The 15,931-nt window shown below is 69.4% G+C and carries 12 protein-coding genes; 6 read left to right on the top strand and 6 right to left on the bottom strand.

The genetic code is table 11. The features are described 5' to 3' along the window. Position 1 precedes the first annotated feature (1 nt). Entirely contained in the window at positions 2–2,455 is a 2,454-nt protein-coding gene (locus BLT19_RS12480) for a DNA gyrase/topoisomerase IV subunit A (protein ID WP_091490783.1), read from the top strand. A 12-nt stretch (positions 2,456–2,467) separates the two neighbouring features. Here the strand turns inward: BLT19_RS12480 and BLT19_RS12475 are convergent, their stop codons facing one another. Next, positions 2,468–4,555 (bottom strand): DNA gyrase/topoisomerase IV subunit B, encoded by a 2,088-nt coding sequence (locus tag BLT19_RS12475; protein WP_407939791.1) that lies wholly within the window; start codon positions 4,553–4,555, stop codon positions 2,468–2,470. Positions 4,556–4,739: 184 nt separating this feature from the next. Between BLT19_RS12475 and BLT19_RS12470 the strand changes: the two genes are divergently transcribed. Continuing rightward, positions 4,740–4,964 (top strand): DUF7455 domain-containing protein, encoded by a 225-nt coding sequence (locus tag BLT19_RS12470; RefSeq protein ID WP_091490781.1) that lies wholly within the window; start codon positions 4,740–4,742, stop codon positions 4,962–4,964. A 14-nt stretch (positions 4,965–4,978) separates the two neighbouring features. On the opposite strand, the gene BLT19_RS12465 is transcribed toward BLT19_RS12470, so the two are convergent. Next, on the bottom strand, positions 4,979–6,022 hold the full coding sequence (locus tag BLT19_RS12465) for an alanine racemase (RefSeq protein ID WP_091490779.1): 1,044 nt from the start codon (positions 6,020–6,022) through the stop codon (positions 4,979–4,981). After that, on the bottom strand, positions 6,019–6,750 hold the full coding sequence (locus BLT19_RS12460) for an alanine racemase C-terminal domain-containing protein (protein ID WP_091490777.1): 732 nt from the start codon (positions 6,748–6,750) through the stop codon (positions 6,019–6,021). The genes BLT19_RS12465 and BLT19_RS12460 overlap by 4 nt, the downstream gene beginning before the upstream one ends. 47 nt (positions 6,751–6,797) lie before the next feature. Between BLT19_RS12460 and BLT19_RS12455 the strand changes: the two genes are divergently transcribed. Further along, complete coding sequence (locus BLT19_RS12455) at positions 6,798–7,820, top strand: sugar-transfer associated ATP-grasp domain-containing protein (protein ID WP_091490774.1); 1,023 nt, start codon at positions 6,798–6,800, stop codon at positions 7,818–7,820. Here the strand turns inward: BLT19_RS12455 and BLT19_RS12450 are convergent. The 3 genes from BLT19_RS12450 to BLT19_RS12440 form a co-directional block, all read right to left on the bottom strand. Beyond that, a complete protein-coding gene (locus BLT19_RS12450; protein ID WP_091490772.1) occupies positions 7,817–8,512 on the bottom strand; it encodes a coenzyme F420-0:L-glutamate ligase in 696 nt (231 codons plus the stop codon). The genes BLT19_RS12455 and BLT19_RS12450 overlap by 4 nt on opposite strands. 16 nt (positions 8,513–8,528) lie before the next feature. After that, on the bottom strand, positions 8,529–9,956 hold the full coding sequence (locus BLT19_RS12445; RefSeq protein ID WP_091490769.1) for an RNA polymerase sigma factor: 1,428 nt from the start codon (positions 9,954–9,956) through the stop codon (positions 8,529–8,531). Between the two features lie 216 nt (positions 9,957–10,172). After that, positions 10,173–11,096, bottom strand: coding sequence for a proteasome assembly chaperone family protein (locus BLT19_RS12440; protein ID WP_091490766.1), 924 nt, complete (start codon positions 11,094–11,096; stop codon positions 10,173–10,175). Between the two features lie 105 nt (positions 11,097–11,201). On the opposite strand from BLT19_RS12440, the gene BLT19_RS12435 reads away from it, so the two are divergent. The 3 genes from BLT19_RS12435 to sucB all read left to right on the top strand — a co-directional run bounded on the left by BLT19_RS12435 (position 11,202) and on the right by sucB (position 15,931). After that, a complete protein-coding gene (locus tag BLT19_RS12435; protein ID WP_091493955.1) occupies positions 11,202–12,683 on the top strand; it encodes a leucyl aminopeptidase in 1,482 nt (493 codons plus the stop codon). Then, positions 12,680–14,053, top strand: coding sequence for a dihydrolipoyl dehydrogenase (gene lpdA / locus BLT19_RS12430; RefSeq protein ID WP_091490763.1), 1,374 nt, complete (start codon positions 12,680–12,682; stop codon positions 14,051–14,053). The genes BLT19_RS12435 and lpdA overlap by 4 nt, the downstream gene beginning before the upstream one ends. Positions 14,054–14,134: 81 nt before the next feature. Further along, a complete protein-coding gene (gene sucB / locus BLT19_RS12425; RefSeq protein ID WP_091493952.1) occupies positions 14,135–15,931 on the top strand; it encodes a 2-oxoglutarate dehydrogenase, E2 component, dihydrolipoamide succinyltransferase in 1,797 nt (598 codons plus the stop codon).

Raw genomic sequence — 15,931 nt, 5'->3', positions numbered from 1 at the left:
CATGCCCGCATCCCGCACCGAGCCCCCCGCACCCGACGCGCCGGAGCGCATCGAAGACGTCGACGTCTCCTCCGAGATGCAGGGGTCCTTCCTCGAGTACGCCTACTCGGTGATCTACTCGCGGGCCCTTCCCGACGCCCGGGACGGCATGAAGCCGGTGCAGCGGCGCATCCTGTACACGATGGCCGACATGGGCCTTCGGCCGGACCGCGGTCATGTCAAGAGCGCCCGCGTCGTCGGCGAGGTGATGGGCAAGCTGCACCCGCACGGCGACGCGCCAATCTACGACGCCCTCGTGCGGCTCGCCCAGGCGTTCTCGCTGCGCGTGCCGCTGGTGGACGGGCACGGCAACTTCGGCTCGCTCGATGACGGCCCGGCCGCCCCGCGGTACACCGAGGCCCGCCTCGCGCCCGCCGCGCTGGCGCTGACGGAGAACCTCGACGAGGACGTCGTCGACTTCATCCCCAACTACGACGGACAGTTCCAGCAGCCCGCCGTCCTGCCGGCCGCCTATCCGAACCTGCTCGTCAACGGCGCCACCGGCATCGCGGTGGGCATGGCCACCAACATGGCGCCGCACAACCTGATCGAGGTCGTCTCGGCCGCCGTGCATCTGCTGGCCCACCAGGATGCCACCGCGGAAGAGCTGATGGACTTCGTGCCCGGCCCGGACTTCCCGACCGGGGGCATCGTGCTCGGCCTCGAAGGAGTCAAGGACGCGTACACAAAGGGTCGCGGAGCGTTCAAGATCCGCGGCAAGGTCGCGGTCGAAGCGCTCGGTCCCCGGCGGACCGGCCTCGTGGTCACCGAGCTGCCGTACCAGGTCGGGCCCGAGCGGGTCATCGAGAAGATCAAGGACGCCGTCCAGTCCAAGAAGCTCACCGGCATCGCCGACGTGACCGATCTCACCGACCGCAACCACGGGCTGCGCCTCGTGATCGGGATCAAGACGGGCTTCGACCCGCAGGCCGTCCTCGAACAGCTCTACCGCCTCACCCCGCTCGAGGACTCGTTCAGCATCAACAACGTCGCCCTCGTCGACGGGCAGCCCCAGACCCTCGGCCTGAAAGAGCTGCTGCAGGTCTACCTCGACCACCGCATCCAGGTCGTCACGCGCCGCAGCCGCTTCCGGCTGGCCCGCCGCGAGGAGCGCCTCCACCTCGTACAGGGTCTGCTGATCGCCATCCTCGACATCGACGAGGTCATTCAGGTCATCCGCACCTCCGAGGACAGCGAGCAGGCGCGCGCGCGGCTGCGGGACGTCTTCGACCTCAGCGAGGTGCAGGCGGAGTACATCCTCGAGCTGCGGCTGCGGCGGCTGACGAAGTTCTCGCGCATCGAGCTCGAATCCGAGCGCGATGCGCTGCTGGCCGAGATCGCAGCGCTGCGCGAACTCCTCGGCAGCGAGGCGCTCATCCGGGCGCAGGTCGCGCGGGAGCTCGAGGCCGCCTCGGACGCGTACGGGACACCGCGGCGCACGATGCTCATGAACGGCAAGCCCGCGGCCCCGCGACCGACGCGCGGGGCGCCCGCCCCGGATCTGCAGATCGCGGACGCACCGACCGTCGTCGTGCTCTCCACGACGGGTCGCGCGGTGCGCGTCGACCTCGCCGAGGGACAGGAGCTGACCGCTCCCCCGCGCCGGAGCAAGCACGACGCGATCCTCGCCACTGCTGTCTCGACGGCCCGTGGCGACCTGGGCGCGCTGACCAGCGCCGGCCGTGTGGTGCGCTTCTCCCCGGTCGACCTGCCCTCGGTGCCGCCGGCCTCAGTTCAGCTGGCCGCCGGGGTGCCGCTTCGCGATTACCTCGGCATCACCGACAAGAAGGAGCGCGTGCTCGCGCTCGTCCGGTTCGACGACGACACACCCGTCGCGCTCGGCACCCGCCAGGGGGTCGTGAAGCGGATCGTGCCGACCGCACTGGCCACACGGCCGGAGGTCGAGGCGATCGGCCTGAAACCCGGCGATGAGGTGGTGGGGGCAGCATCCGCCCCCGACGAGACCGAACTCGTCTTCGTCACCAGCGATGCCCAGCTGCTGCGTTTCGCCGCCTCCTCGGTTCGTCCGCAGGGCGGCCCAGCCGGCGGGATGGCGGGAATCAACGTGTCGGCGGGGGCTGCCGTCATCTTCTTCGGGGTCGTCTCCGACGCCGACGCGGTCGCGATCAGCATCTCGGGAGCCGAGGGCGTCCTGCCCGGAACCGATGCCGGGCGGATCAAGGCGTCGCGGTTCGACGAGTTCCCGGCCAAGGGTCGCGCGACCGGCGGCGTGCGATCGCACGCCTTCCTCAAGGGCGAAGACCGGCTGAGCGTGGCATGGGTCGGCCCTCGCGGCGCACTGGCGGTCGGGCCGGACGGCTCGGTCCGCGCGCTGCCGGAGGCGACGGCGAAGCGGGATGCCTCGGGCCAGCCGCTCGACGCGGTCATCGGCTCGATCGGGCGCACTCTGGCGTGAGCCGCGCCGCCCTCAGGCGTCGATGGACTCGCGCGAGAGGCGATCCGACGAGTCGACGATGAATTCGCGACGCGGGGCAACCTCGTTGCCCATCAGCAGCTCGAAGACCGCGCCGGCGGCCTCGGCATCCTCGAGGCGGACACGTCGCAGCAGCCGGCCGGAGCGGTCCATCGTGGTCTCGGCCAGCTGATCGGCATCCATCTCGCCGAGCCCCTTGTACCGCTGGACCGGCTCCTGCCACCGCCTGCCGGTCTTCGTGAGCTTGGACAGGAGTGCGTGCAGTTCCTGTTCGCTGTAGGTGTACACCGTCTCGTTCGGCTTCGTGCCGGGGTTCATGACGATGACCCGGTGCAGCGGCGGAACGGCGGCGAACACCCGGCCCTCCTCGATGAGCGGCCTCATGTAGCGGAAGAACAGGGTGAGCAGCAGCGTACGGATGTGCGCGCCGTCGACGTCGGCGTCGCTCATGATGATGACCTTGCCGTACCGCGCCTGCGTGATGTCGAACGTTCGCCCCGAGCCGGAGCCGATGGTCTGGATGATCGAGGCGCACTCGGCGTTGGAGAGCATGTCGGAGACCGACGATTTCTGCACGTTCAGGATCTTGCCGCGGATCGGCAGCAGTGCCTGATACTCGCTGTTGCGCGCGTCCTTCGCGGTGCCCAGCGCAGAGTTGCCCTCGACGATGAACAGCTCGGACTGCTCCACGTCGGACGAGCGGCAGTCCACCAGCTTCACAGGGAGCGACGAGGACTCCAGCGCGTTCTTGCGTCGCTGAGTCTCCTTGTGGGTGCGCGCGGAGATGCGGGCCTTCATCTCGGAGACGACCTTGTCCAGAAGGAGCGACGTCTGCGCTTTGTCGTCTCGCTTCGACGAGGTGAAACGAGCCGTCAGCTCGCGCGTGAGCACGTTCGCGACGATCTGCCGCACTGCCGGCGTGCCGAGGATCTCCTTCGTCTGCCCTTCGAACTGCGGCTCGGCGACGCGGACCGTCAGCACCGCGGTGAGCCCGGCGAGGATGTCGTCCTTCTCGAGCTTGTCGCTGCCCATCTTGAGCCTGCGGGCGTTCTGGTCGGCCTGGGAGCGCAGCACCTTCATCAGCCCCTGCTCGAACCCCTGCTGGTGGGTGCCGCCCTTGGGCGTGGCGATGATGTTGACATACGAGCGCATCACCGTGTCGTAGCCGGTCCCCCAGCGCAGGGCCACGTCGACGAAGCACTCGCGCTGCACGTCGGTGGGGACCATCGCGCCCGTCGGCTGCAGTACCGGCACCGTCTCCGTGAACGTCCCCGTACCGGACAGCCGCCACGTGTCGGTGATCCCCTCGTCGGGCGCCAGGAAGTCGGCGTACTCCGAGATGCCGCCGTCGTAGCGATAGCTCGTCTCGACCGGTGCGCCGGAGGCGTTGACGGTCGAAGGACGCTCGTCGCGGATGACGATCTCCAGACCCGGGACCAGGAACGCGGTCTGCCGGGCTCGCTGTTCCAGCTCGTCGAGGTGGAACGTGGCGTCCTTCGTGAAGATCTGCCGGTCGGCCCAATACCGGATGCGCGTGCCGGTCACGCCCTTCGCGGCGCGGCCGACGACCCTCAGTTCCGAGCTCTTGTCGAAGGGAGTGAAGGCGGCGTCGATGCTCGGGCCGGAGAACACGCCGGGCTCACCACGGTGGAAGGACATTGCCCACGTCTTGCCGCCGCGGTCGACTTCGACGTCGAGTCGCTCGGAGAGCGCGTTGACCACCGAGGCGCCCACGCCGTGCAGACCGCCGGATGCCGCGTAGGATCCGCCGCCGAACTTCCCGCCGGCGTGGAGCTTGGTGAAGACGACCTCCACGCCGGACAGACCGGTGCGCGGTTCGATGTCGACGGGGATCCCGCGCGCGCGGTCTCGTACCTCGACGCTGCCGTCAGGATGCAGGATGATGTCGATCCGCGACCCGTGGCCGCCCAGCGCCTCGTCGACGGAGTTGTCGATGATTTCCCACAGGCAGTGCATCACGCCGCGGGAGTCGGTCGAGCCGATGTACATGCCCGGTCGTTTGCGGACCGCTTCGAGGCCTTCGAGCACCTGAAGGTGGTGGGCGGAATACTCGGCGGTCACAATCCTCAAGAGTATCCGCCGTGCTGCGGGCGCCCAGGCACAGACACGGCGCGTTCGGGCCGCGTACGCGCTGAGCGAAATGTGACCGCTTCGCGGCATTCTCGAAACATTCGCGTGGTTGTATGTGATGCACCGGCAAGCCGGGGATTCGAAACTCGAGCGACGCACACGAGGAGGCACCGTCATGACCACGACAACGACACCTACCGAGCCGGCCGCCGTCCTCGAGTACCGCCTCACGGCGATCGATCGCTGCGATTCCTGCGGCGCTCAGGCGTACATCGCCGCCGAGGTGAACGGCAGCGAGCTGCTGTTCTGCGCGCATCACGGTCGCAAGTACGAGGCGAAGCTCCGCTCGATCGCCAGCAGCTGGCACGACGAGACCGCACGCTTGCTCGAATCGGTCTGACCCGCTCAGCCGCGTCAGCCGCCGAGGTACGTCCTCGGGATGAGGGGCGAGACCCGCACCAGGATCTCCTCGCCGACGGTGCCGATCGCCTCGGCGAGGTCGGTCGCCGAGCGCCCTCCGGCTCCGAAGACGACGATCTCCTCACCCGCCGCGCTGCCCGCCCACGCCGTCACCGTCGAGTGCGCCTCGTCGATCCGATCGATCGGCAGCGCGTCCGTCGCGTGGCGCAGGCTCGCGCGGCGCGCGAGCGAGGACGGGAGGCCGTGCAGCGACCCGACGCCGATCACCGCGCGGGCATCGTCGACCCGGGTCACGGGCGCGATCAGCGAGCCGACCGGACGAACGCCGAGGGCGGTCTCCGACTCGCCGTGCGCTGAGCGCACGCCATAGCAGAACGCTCCGACGCGAACCAGGTCATAGCGGAACTGGGCTCTGGCGAACGACGCGGCGCTGGCGGCGAGATGTCTGACCTCGATCGCGAATCCGGCCCTCTCGGCGGCTGAGACCGCCTCCTCGAAGACCGCACGGGCCTCGTCGTCGGTCTCGTCACTGGCCTCCGCGATGTGGCTCCACACTCCGACGACGCGGATGGCACCCTCGGCCTGCAGTTCGACGGATCGTTCGAGGACCGACGGCCACTGCTCGGGCCGGATGCCGTTGCGATGCAGTCCCGTGTCGATCTTGAGGTGTACACGCGCGACCGCGCCGACCGTCCGCGCGACCGACGCGATGTCCTCCAGGAAGCCTGCGTCGCCGACACCCAGATCCACGTGCGCGTCCAGGGCGGCCGCGATCTCCTCGCGTCCGACGGTGAGCCATGAGAAGATGCGGGCGCCCTCCCCGACGACACCTCTGGTGACCAGCGCGTCGTGCACGTCGAAGGCGCCGAACCATCGGACGCCCTCGGCCGAGGCGCGGGAGACGACGGCTTCGAGGCCGTGCCCGTAGGCGTCGTCCTTGACGATGAGCATCATCTCGGCGGGCGCCACCCGCGCGCGCACCGCGGCGATGTTCGCCGCCAGGACGCCCAGGTCGACCTCGAGCCGAAGACCGGTCACGACACGTACTCCCGTTCTGCGCGCTGCCCGACCGCGGTCACCAGTTCAGCCGGTGTCAGCCCGCTGGCGCGGGCCCACTCGGTCACCCGCGGTTCGTCATCGCCGCCGCCGAAGAACACCGCCGCCTCACCCGCGACGACCGCGGCGGCGCGGGGTGCGGATCCGACATCCACGACGCACACGTCCATCGCGACGCGTCCGACGATCGGATGCCGGCGCCCACCGATCGACACGCTCGCACTGTTCCCGAGCGAACGGAGGACCCCCTGCGCATAGCCGCCGGTCACCAGTGCGACATCGGTGTCGTGCGCCGCGCGGTGCGTGTACCCGTAGGAGACGCCCTCCCCCGCCAGCAGCGGCTTGATGCTCAGCACGCGGCCGCGAAGGCTCATCACCGGCGTGAAGCCCGTGGAGATGCCGTACACGGCGTCCGGCGCGTCGGCAGTGCCGGCCTGCACGAGCGATGACGCGGGGACCGAGCGTTCGAGCGCCGCGCCGCCGCCCTCATCGACCAGGAGCGCCGTCGCGCCGGCATCCAGTGCGAGTGGAGCCACCCGCGCGATGCCGTGGCCCCAGGCATCCGCTCGGACGTCGATGATCCCGGTCGCGCCGGTGGAGAGCACGGCGCGCAGGTTCAGGCGGAGGGCGGCGAGGTCGATGCGCGCGATCGGCGCTGTGCGCGGGATGGGCGGCCCGGACGCGGTGCGTCGAGGGATGCCGGAGGTCACGCCATCTAGACTATCCGGGGTCCTTCATCCCCCATCCCGGAGCGTTCATGCCTTCTCGCGGCCTCGGCCTCGCCCCTCGTCTGCACTATCTCGCCGACCGGGCGCGACGCATCAACGTCGGCTCCGTGCTCGAGCGTGCGAAGGAGACGGCGGCACAGCACGGGCGCTCCACGCCGGTGATCGTGGCCGACATGCTGTGGTCCGCGGGGTTTCGTCAGGTCGGATTCCAGGACTACGTCGACTACGACTTCGCGATCCTGAACCGCGCCGAACGAGCCACCTACATGACGCATCCGGTCTCGAACGAGCTGTCGCAGAAGTACGACCACCCCGACTTCCGCCACCTGTTCCAGGACAAGGTCGAGTTCGACCGCGTGTTCAGCGACTTCCTGTGCCGCGAGTGGATGGTCGTGGAGCCGGGCAACGCGGACGCCGTCCGCGAGTTCACGGTGCGACAGGGCACGATCGTGACCAAGGAGCCGGTCGGTCAGGCCGGTACGGGCGTGCACCGCTACCATGCGGCCGACATCGCCGACTGGGACGAGTTCCACCGTGGACTGCTCGCCCGCGGCGAGCTGCTGATCGAAGAGGTCATCGTCCAGCACGAGGACCTCGCGGCCGTCTGCCCGGGTACCGTCAACACGACCCGCGTGACGGCGTTCTTCGACGGCGAGAAGACGCACATCCTCGCCATAGCGCAGAAGTTCGGGCGCGGCGCGGTCAGCGACCAGATGACTTTCGGCGGTTTCTACACGATGCTCGACGACGACGGCCACGCCGTCGGTCCCGGGTACGATTCGCACAGTCACGTGCACGTGCGGCACCCGGATTCCGGATTCGTGATCGCCGACTTCCAGCTGCCGATGATCGATCAGGTCAAGGAGTTCGTCGATCGGGTCGCACGCGTCGTGCCACAGGTCCAGTACGTCGGCTGGGACATCGTGGTCACCCCGGACGGCCCGGTTCTCGTCGAGGGCAACTGGGGCGCCGGGGTCTACGAGAACAAGCCGAGCGTCACCGGCGTCCGCACGGGACACAAGCCGCGCTATCGCGCGGCGATCGGGTTCTAAGCCGACCGCACCACTCCCAGCGGCGTCGACTCGTGGCCCTGGCCGAGCGGGTTGTCCTTCAGGATCGCGACGAGCTGCTTCTCGCGAGCCCGGTCGACCGTCGAGCCCAGGATGTTGCCCCCGAGGTCGTTGATGTCCACGACCGCCACTTCCGCGATGCCGCCGAGCAGCTGCTTCAGATGCCGCGCGACCTCACGAGGGCGCTCCGGGCCGAGCACGACCGCCTTGTTGTAGGGCGGAATGGTGCCGTCGGTCGGCCCGTCGATCGCGCGGGCCTTGTCGCCGGCGATCCGGTAGAAATCGCCCTTGCGTCCCAACGCCTTCGTCACGGCCGAGACGGCGGCGGCGAAGAGGATACGCGGCGTGCCGCATTCGCGCAGCGCCATCTCCATCGTCTCGGGCATGCCGAGTCCGATGCCGTGCGGCGTGCGGGTGACGTACTTCGACAGGAACAGCGCGAGCCGGCGCGGGGTGATCTCCTCGACGAGGTACGACCGGCCCTGCGTGATCGCGACGATCTTCTCCGTCACGAAAAAGAGGTCACCCGGTTGCACGACATCGCTCGCGTACTCGCGGATGAAGGCGTCGAGGTCGTCGCCCGGCAGCACCACCCGCGTACGGATGGGGATGCGCGAGTACGATGCCCCGTCGATCTGAACGGTCAGCGCCTTGCCGGCGTTGGCCTCTGCCATCACAGGAGCCCTGTCTTCACTCGAGGTAGTCGCGCAGCGACTGCGAGCGGGACGGGTGGCGCAGCTTGGCCATGGTCTTGGACTCGATCTGACGGATCCGCTCGCGCGTGACGCCGAACGTGTCGCCGATCTGGTCGAGCGTCTTGGGCTGCCCGTCGCCGAGGCCGAAGCGCATGCGGATCACGCCCGCCTCACGCTCTGACAGCGAGTCCAGCAGCGACTCGAGCTGACGCTGCAGCATCGTGAAGCCGACGGCGTCGGCCGGCACGACCGCCTCGGTGTCCTCGATGAGGTCGCCGAACTCGCTGTCGCCGTCCTCGCCGAGCGGGGTGTGGAGCGAGATCGGCTCGCGGCCGTACTTCTGGACCTCGATGACCTTCTCGGGCGTCATGTCCAGCTCGCGGCTGAGCTCCTCGGGCGTGGGCTCGCGGCCCAGGTCCTGCAGCATCTGGCGCTGGACGCGCGCGAGCTTGTTGATGACCTCGACCATGTGGACCGGGATGCGGATCGTGCGGGCCTGGTCGGCCATGGCGCGGGTGATGGCCTGACGGATCCACCACGTGGCGTACGTCGAGAACTTGAAGCCCTTCGTGTAGTCGAACTTCTCGACGGCACGGATGAGGCCCAGATTGCCCTCCTGGATGAGATCCAGGAACTGCATGCCGCGGCCGGTGTAGCGCTTGGCGAGTGAGACCACCAGGCGGAGGTTGGCACCGAGGAGGTGCGACTTGGCACGCTGACCGTCGCGGGCGACCCACTGCAGGTCCAGTCCCATCTGGTTCGACTTCTCCGCCGGCGACATGTGCGAGAGCTTCTCTTCGGCGAACAGACCCGCCTCGATGCGCATCGCGAGCTCGACCTCTTCGGCCGCGTTCAGCAGCGGCACTTTGCCGATCTGCTTCAGGTAGTCCTTGACCGGGTCGGCCGTGGCACCCGTGATCATCGTCGAGTAGACCGGGACATCGTCCTCATCGGAGGACGAGATCACGATGGCGCCGGTCGGCAGCGGCTCGGAGAACGCCGGCTTGGTCTCGGCCTCCTCCTCGTCGTCGTCCTCGGAGTCGGATGCCTCTGCGTCGGCCTCGCCGGCGGTGGCGGTCTTGGCCGCGCCGCGCTTGGTGGTGGCCGGCTTCTCCTCCGTGTCGGTGTCGTCGTCCAGCTCGACGACATCATCGATCTCCACGACGTCATCCTCGAGGTCGGCGTCATCCCCCGGCTCGTCGTCCTTCGCGGTCGCCTTGCTCGCCTTGGACGTCGTCGCCTTCGCGGCGGCAGGCTTCTTGGCTGCGGGAGCCTTCGGCGCCGCAGCGCGCTTGGCTGCGGTGGTCTTGGGGGCAGCGGTCTTGGAGGCCGACTTCGTCGTCGCCTTCTCGGCTGTGTTCGTCGGGAGCGAGACGGCCTCGGTGACCTTCTCGCTGCTCGCGGTCTTCGCGCCTGGAGTCACGGTTCGCCTTTCACCGGCGGACGCGTGTCTGACGTTCCCCGGTCGATTTCGGACACTAGTAAGACCCTTGTCAAGTCCGTACTCCGCGAAGAACGTTCACGGATCCGGTTGACAACGGGTCAGGTCATCTATTGTCGCACACTTGCCGGAGGGATCCGACTCGCACGATCGACACGTTCTTGTCAACAGCGAAATGGCGCAGGTCATTCCGACCGGTCAGGAACCGCGCTTGTCGTCGTCGCTCGTCGGCCCGGTCGCAAGGAATCGTTCGAGCTCGGCGGCGAGCTCGTCGGCACTGGGCAGGTCACCGGTGTGGACCATCGCCGTCGCGGAGGTGGAACCGGCCATATAGGAGTCGTAACGCTCCTCCAGCCCTTGCAGCATCCGCGACAATTCGTCGCTGCCGGAGACCTGGTCGTCGACCTTCAGGATGTATTCGCGGTTCTCGTCACGCAGCACGTCACCGGCGAAGACGAGTCCGGTGGCAGCGCTCAGGCTGTCCAGCCCCGCCAGCGCCGCTGCCGGATACTCCGTGTCACCCAGGTAATGCGGGACCAGCAGAACGAAGCCGGCCACGCGGGCGCCCACCTCGGCGAACCGGTACTCGAGCAGGTGGCCGGCGGTCGCCGGGACCTGGGTGTGAGGCTGCCAGACGGAATGCGCCTCGGTGAGGTCGTGCCGGGTACCGCTGACGGTCGTGCCGATCGGCCGGGTGTGCGGCACCGGCATCGGGATGGCGTGCACCCAGGTCACGGAATCCACGTCGTACGCGGCGGCGAAATCGAGGACCGCGGCGGTGAACGCGTCCCACGCGAAGTCGGGTTCGTACCCGGCGAGCAGGACGAACGGCTGCCCGAGCGAGTCGTGCGCCAGCGAGAGCTCCAGCCGCGGAGGGCGGTACGCGGTGAGGTGATCCTGGTCGAAGGAGATGAGCGGCCGACGGGCACGGTAATCCAACAGGACGTCGTTGGAGAAGATCGCCAGCGGCACGGGGTCCAGATCGTCGCGGAAGTACTCGACGAGACGGCTCACCGCATTGCCGGCGTCGGTGAATCCCGTCAGCGCGATGACCATCGGCAGCCCGCGCGGGACCGGCGGCGCGGAGACCGCTCGTTCGTACAGCGGGGCGAAGGAAGCCATACCTCCATCGTACGAGCAGGCATGATCTCGCAGGCCCTCCGGCCGCGCGTCCGCGTCCCGCTGACAGCGAACGCGTCCGCGGCGCCCGAACCTAGGATGGAGGGCATGTCGTTTCCCGACCTTCAGTTCAGCACCGCACCGATCCGAGAATCCGACGCCGACGCCATCCTGCTCGCGGTCCCCGCGCTGGATCGCGACGATTCGCCCGCATTGGCGGACTGGCCGGGATTGCGCGAAGCCCTCCTCGGGGTCGGGTTCACCGGATCGCCGGCGTCGTTCCAGCGGATCTTCGCGCCCGAGAGCACCGCACTGCCGCTGGCCGTCGTCGGCCTCGGCAGCGACCCGAGCGCGTCGGTAGTGCGGGAGGCTGTGGGCACCGGCATCCGCTCGCTCACCGGATTCGAGACCGTGGCCGTCGCGGTGCTCGGCGACGCCGACTTCTCGCGGCCGGCCGCGGAGGGCGCCACACTCGGCGGGTACCGCTTCGACGGGTACAAGACCGAGCAGCCCAAGCCGCGCGCCTCGCGCGTCGTGATCCATGCCGGCGACGCACCGGATGACGCCGACGTCGCAGCCGTGCGCGCCGAGGCCGCTGCCGTCGCGCTGGTCAAGGACCTCGTCACGATTCCGGCGGAGTGGCTCGGACCCGCCGACTTCGCCGATCGCGCGCGGGAAGCCGTCGACGGTCTGGCCGTGACCGTGGAGATCCTCGACGAAGAGCAGCTCGCCGCCGGCGGGTACGGAGGAATCGTCGGGGTCGGGCAGGGCTCCGACCGCCCGCCGCGACTCGTGCGCCTGGACTACGCGCCGGAGGGCGCCGCGCGTCACGTCGCCCTGGTGGGCAAGGGCATCACCTTCGACACCGGCGGACTCTCGCTGAAGCCGGCCGCCGGCATGGTCGGCATGAAGTACGACATGTGCGGAGCCGCCACAGCTCTCGCGGTCCTGCGGGCCATCGCGACGCTCGGGCTGCCGGTACGGGTCACGGCGTTCCTCTGCGTGGCGGACAACATGCCGTCGGGTCGCGCCACCCGGCCAGGCGATGTCCTGCGGATGCTGGACGGGACGACCGTGGAAGTCCTCAACACCGACGCCGAAGGCCGCCTGGTGCTCGCCGACGGCCTCGTCGCCGCCAGTCGCGAGCAGCCGGATGTCATCGTCGATGTCGCGACGCTCACCGGCGCCATCACGATCGCACTCGGCACCCGGCACACCGGCGTCATGGGCGATGACACCGCAGTCGCCGACTACCTGACCGCGGCATCCGACGTCGGCGAACTCGCCTGGCAGCTGCCGCTCCCGGCGCACATGGTCGACGAACTCGACTCCCCCATCGCCGACCTGCAGAACGCGAAGATCGGCGATCCGGCGGGCGGTTCGATGTTCGCGGGGCTGTTCCTGCGCCACTTCGTCGGCCGCACAGGCGACGGGGCGGACGCCCCCCGCATCCCCTGGGTGCACCTGGACATCGCCGGTGTCGGCATGAACAAGGGCGGCGGCTACGGCTTCACCGACAAAGGGGCGACGGGCGCGACCGTCCGGTCGCTGATCCGATTCGTCGGCGCCGGACAGGAGGAGACCCGATGACCGAGGTCCGGTTCGACGTGGTCGTGCTCGGTGGAGGCAGCGGCGGATATGCCGCCGCGCTGCGCGCCGCAGAGCTCGGCAAGACCGTCGCCATCATCGAGAAGGACAAGGTCGGCGGAACCTGCCTGCACCGCGGCTGCATCCCCACCAAGGCGCTGCTGCACGCCGCGGAAGTCGCCGATTCTGCGCGCGACGCCTCGTCGATCGGTGTCCGGGCGACGCTGGAGGGAATCGACCCCGACGGGGTGCGGGCCTACCGCGAAGGAATCGTCGCCAAGAAGTACAAAGGGCTGGAGGGCCTGATCAAGGCGCGCGGCATCACCGTCATCTCCGGCACCGGCCGTCTGGAGGCGGGGCCGGCCGTGCGCGTGGGCGAGGACCTCTACCGCGGCACGGATGTGATCCTCGCCACCGGCTCGTACAGCCGGTCGCTGCCGGGACTGGAGATCGGCGGGCGGGTCCTGACCAGCGAGCACGCGCTCGAGCTCGCCGAGATCCCGTCGTCGGTCGTGATCCTCGGGGGCGGAGTGATCGGCGTGGAATTCGCCAGCGTCTGGCGCTCCTTCGGGGCCGACGTCACCATCGTCGAGGCGCTCGATCATCTCGTCCCGAACGAGGACCTCTCCTCGAGCAAGACCCTCGAGCGGGCATTCCGCAAGCGCGGCATCGCCTTCTCCCTGGGTGTGCGGTTCGCATCCGTCGATCAGACAGCGGACGGCGTCACTGTGACCCTGGAGGACGGGAAGACCTTCGCAGCGGAGTACCTGCTGGTCGCCGTCGGCCGCGGTCCGGTGACCGAGGGTCTGGGATACGAGGAGAGCGGGATCGCGCTGGAGCGGGGCTTCGTCCCCACCGATGAGCGGCTTCGCACGACTGCCGAGCACGTCTGGGCGGTCGGCGACATCGTGCCCGGACTGCAGCTGGCCCACCGCGGCTTCCAGCAGGGCATCTTCGTCGCCGAGGAGATCGCCGGGCGTTCTCCGGTGCTGGTCCCCGACGCCCAGATCCCCAAGGTGACCTACAGCCACCCAGAGGTGGCATCCGTGGGTATCACCGAAGCGCAGGCGATCCAGGCCCACGGGGCCGAAGCCGTCGTCTCGTACGAGTACAACCTCGCCGGCAACGGCAAGAGCGAGATCCTCGGCACGTCCGGCATCGTCAAGGTGGTCCGCAGCAAGAACGGCCCGGTGCTGGGCGTCCACATGGTCGGCGACCGGGTCGGCGAACTCATCACCGAGGGTCAGCTGGCGGTCGGATGGGAAGCGCATCCGGAAGACATCGCGCCATTCATCCACGCACACCCCACGCAGAGCGAAGCGCTCGGCGAGGCATTCCTGGCGCTCGCGGGCAAGCCGCTGCACGCGCTCTGATACACGCCGCGCGGGCGACACCGCCGCCGCGCGGCATCACTAAGCTAGAAACGACATCGGCATCTTGAAGGAGTCATGCACATGAGCACTTCCGTCGTCCTCCCCGCGCTCGGCGAGAGCGTCACCGAGGGAACGGTCACCCGCTGGCTCAAGCAGGTGGGCGACAGCATCGAGGCCGATGAGGGACTGCTGGAGATCTCGACCGACAAGGTCGACACCGAGATCCCCTCCCCGATCAGCGGGGTGCTCGAAGAGATCCTGGTCCAGGAAGACGAGACCGTCGAGGTCGGCGCCGTCCTCGCCAAGATCGGGGACGGCAGCAGCGCACCCGCGGGCGGCGAAGCGCCTGCCGCCGAGCCGGCCGCCGCTGAGGCGGCTCCCGCCGCTGAGCCCGCTCCCGCCGCTGAGCCCGCACCGGCCGAGCCCGCACCCGCCGCTGAAGCCGAGCCGGCGCCCGCCGTCCAGGCGGCTCCCGCTTCGAGCGAGGGCAAGGACGTCGTCCTCCCCGAGCTGGGAGAGAGCGTGACCGAGGGTACGGTCACCCGCTGGCTCAAGAGCCTCGGCGACACGGTCGCCGTGGATGACGCCCTCCTGGAGATCTCGACCGACAAGGTCGACACCGAGATCCCCTCGCCGTTCGCCGGCACGCTGCAGCAGATCTTCGTGCAGGAGGATGAGACCGTCGCCGTCGGCTCGCCGCTTGCCCGCATCGGCGAGGGTGCTGCTCCCGCTGCCGAGCCCGCTCCAGCTGCTCCCGAGCCCGCCGCCGAAGCGGCTCCGGCCGAGGCTGCACCCGCAGCCGCTCCGGCTCCTGCAGCCGTTGCCGCGCCCGCCCCGGCTGCCGCGCCCGCGCCTGCCCCGGCTGCCGCGCCCGCTCCGGCTGCAGCGCCCGCCGCGGCTGCAGCGCCCGCCCCGGCTCCGACTCCGGCCGCCCCGGCGCCTGGGCTCTCGTCCGACGACTCGGACGGCGTCTCCTACGTCACCCCCTTGGTCCGCCGGCTCGCCCAGCAGCAGGGTGTCGACCTTGCGAGCGTCACCGGCACCGGTGTCGGCGGCCGCATCCGCAAGGAAGATGTCCTCAAGGCCGCTGAGGCCGCGTCGGCGCCCGCCCCCGCGTCGGCTCCGGCGGAAGCCGCCGCGCCGGCAGCAGTGGAGATCTCGCCCCTGCGCGGGACGACGCAGCCGATGTCGCGTCTGCGCAAGGTGCTCGCAGAGCGCGCGGTGGCATCGATGCAGGCCACGGCGCAGCTCACCACGGTCGTCGAGGTGGACGTGACGAAGCTCGCGTCGTACCGTGATGCCGTCAAGGGCGACTTCCAGGCGAAGACCGGCGACAAGCTCTCGTTCCTGCCCTTCTTCGCGCTGGCTGCGGCCGAGGCGCTCCAGTCGAACCCGGTGATCAACTCCACGGTCGACGGCACGAACATCGTCTACCCGGCGTCGGAGAACCTCTCCATCGCCGTGGACACCGAGCGCGGGCTGCTCACTCCGGTCCTGCGCGATGCGGCATCGAAGAACATCGCCGAGATCGCCCATGAGATCGCCGACCTGGCCGCACGGACGCGCGACAACAAGCTCAAGCCGGACGAGCTCGGCGGAGGAACGTTCACTCTGACCAACACCGGCTCGCGCGGTGCGCTGTTCGACACGCCCGTCGTCTTCCTGCCGCAGTCCGCGATCCTGGGCACCGGCGTGGTCGTCAAGCGCCCTGGGCTGGTCTCGGTCGACGGCAAGGACGCGATCGCGATCCGCTCGTACGTGTACCTCGCGCTCTCGTACGACCACCGGGTGATCGACGGTGCTGACGCCGCCCGTTTCCTCGGCTCGGTCAAGAAGCGTCTCGAGGACGCCGCCTTCTCGGGACAGCTCGGTATCTGA

The sequence above is a fragment of the Microbacterium pygmaeum genome (assembly GCF_900100885.1).
Taxonomy (GTDB): domain Bacteria; phylum Actinomycetota; class Actinomycetes; order Actinomycetales; family Microbacteriaceae; genus Microbacterium; species Microbacterium pygmaeum.
The sequence above is the reverse complement of the archived record's forward strand: the minus strand, read 5'-3'. Positions and strand labels throughout refer to the sequence as shown.

What these genes read in the sequence shown, in the direction of transcription:
- lpdA (WP_091490763.1), top strand. Translation starts at nt 12,680, where the DNA reads ATGACCGAGGTCCGGTTCGACGTGGTCGTGCTCGGTGGAGGCAGCGGC.
- BLT19_RS12470 (WP_091490781.1), top strand. Translation starts at nt 4,740, where the DNA reads ATGACCACGACAACGACACCTACCGAGCCGGCCGCCGTCCTCGAGTAC.
- BLT19_RS12455 (WP_091490774.1), top strand. Translation starts at nt 6,798, where the DNA reads ATGCCTTCTCGCGGCCTCGGCCTCGCCCCTCGTCTGCACTATCTCGCC.
- BLT19_RS12435 (WP_091493955.1), top strand. Translation starts at nt 11,202, where the DNA reads ATGTCGTTTCCCGACCTTCAGTTCAGCACCGCACCGATCCGAGAATCC.
- sucB (WP_091493952.1), top strand. Translation starts at nt 14,135, where the DNA reads ATGAGCACTTCCGTCGTCCTCCCCGCGCTCGGCGAGAGCGTCACCGAG.
- BLT19_RS12480 (WP_091490783.1), top strand. Translation starts at nt 2, where the DNA reads ATGCCCGCATCCCGCACCGAGCCCCCCGCACCCGACGCGCCGGAGCGC.
- BLT19_RS12440 (WP_091490766.1), bottom strand. Translation starts at nt 11,096, where the DNA reads ATGGCTTCCTTCGCCCCGCTGTACGAACGAGCGGTCTCCGCGCCGCCG.
- BLT19_RS12450 (WP_091490772.1), bottom strand. Translation starts at nt 8,512, where the DNA reads ATGGCAGAGGCCAACGCCGGCAAGGCGCTGACCGTTCAGATCGACGGG.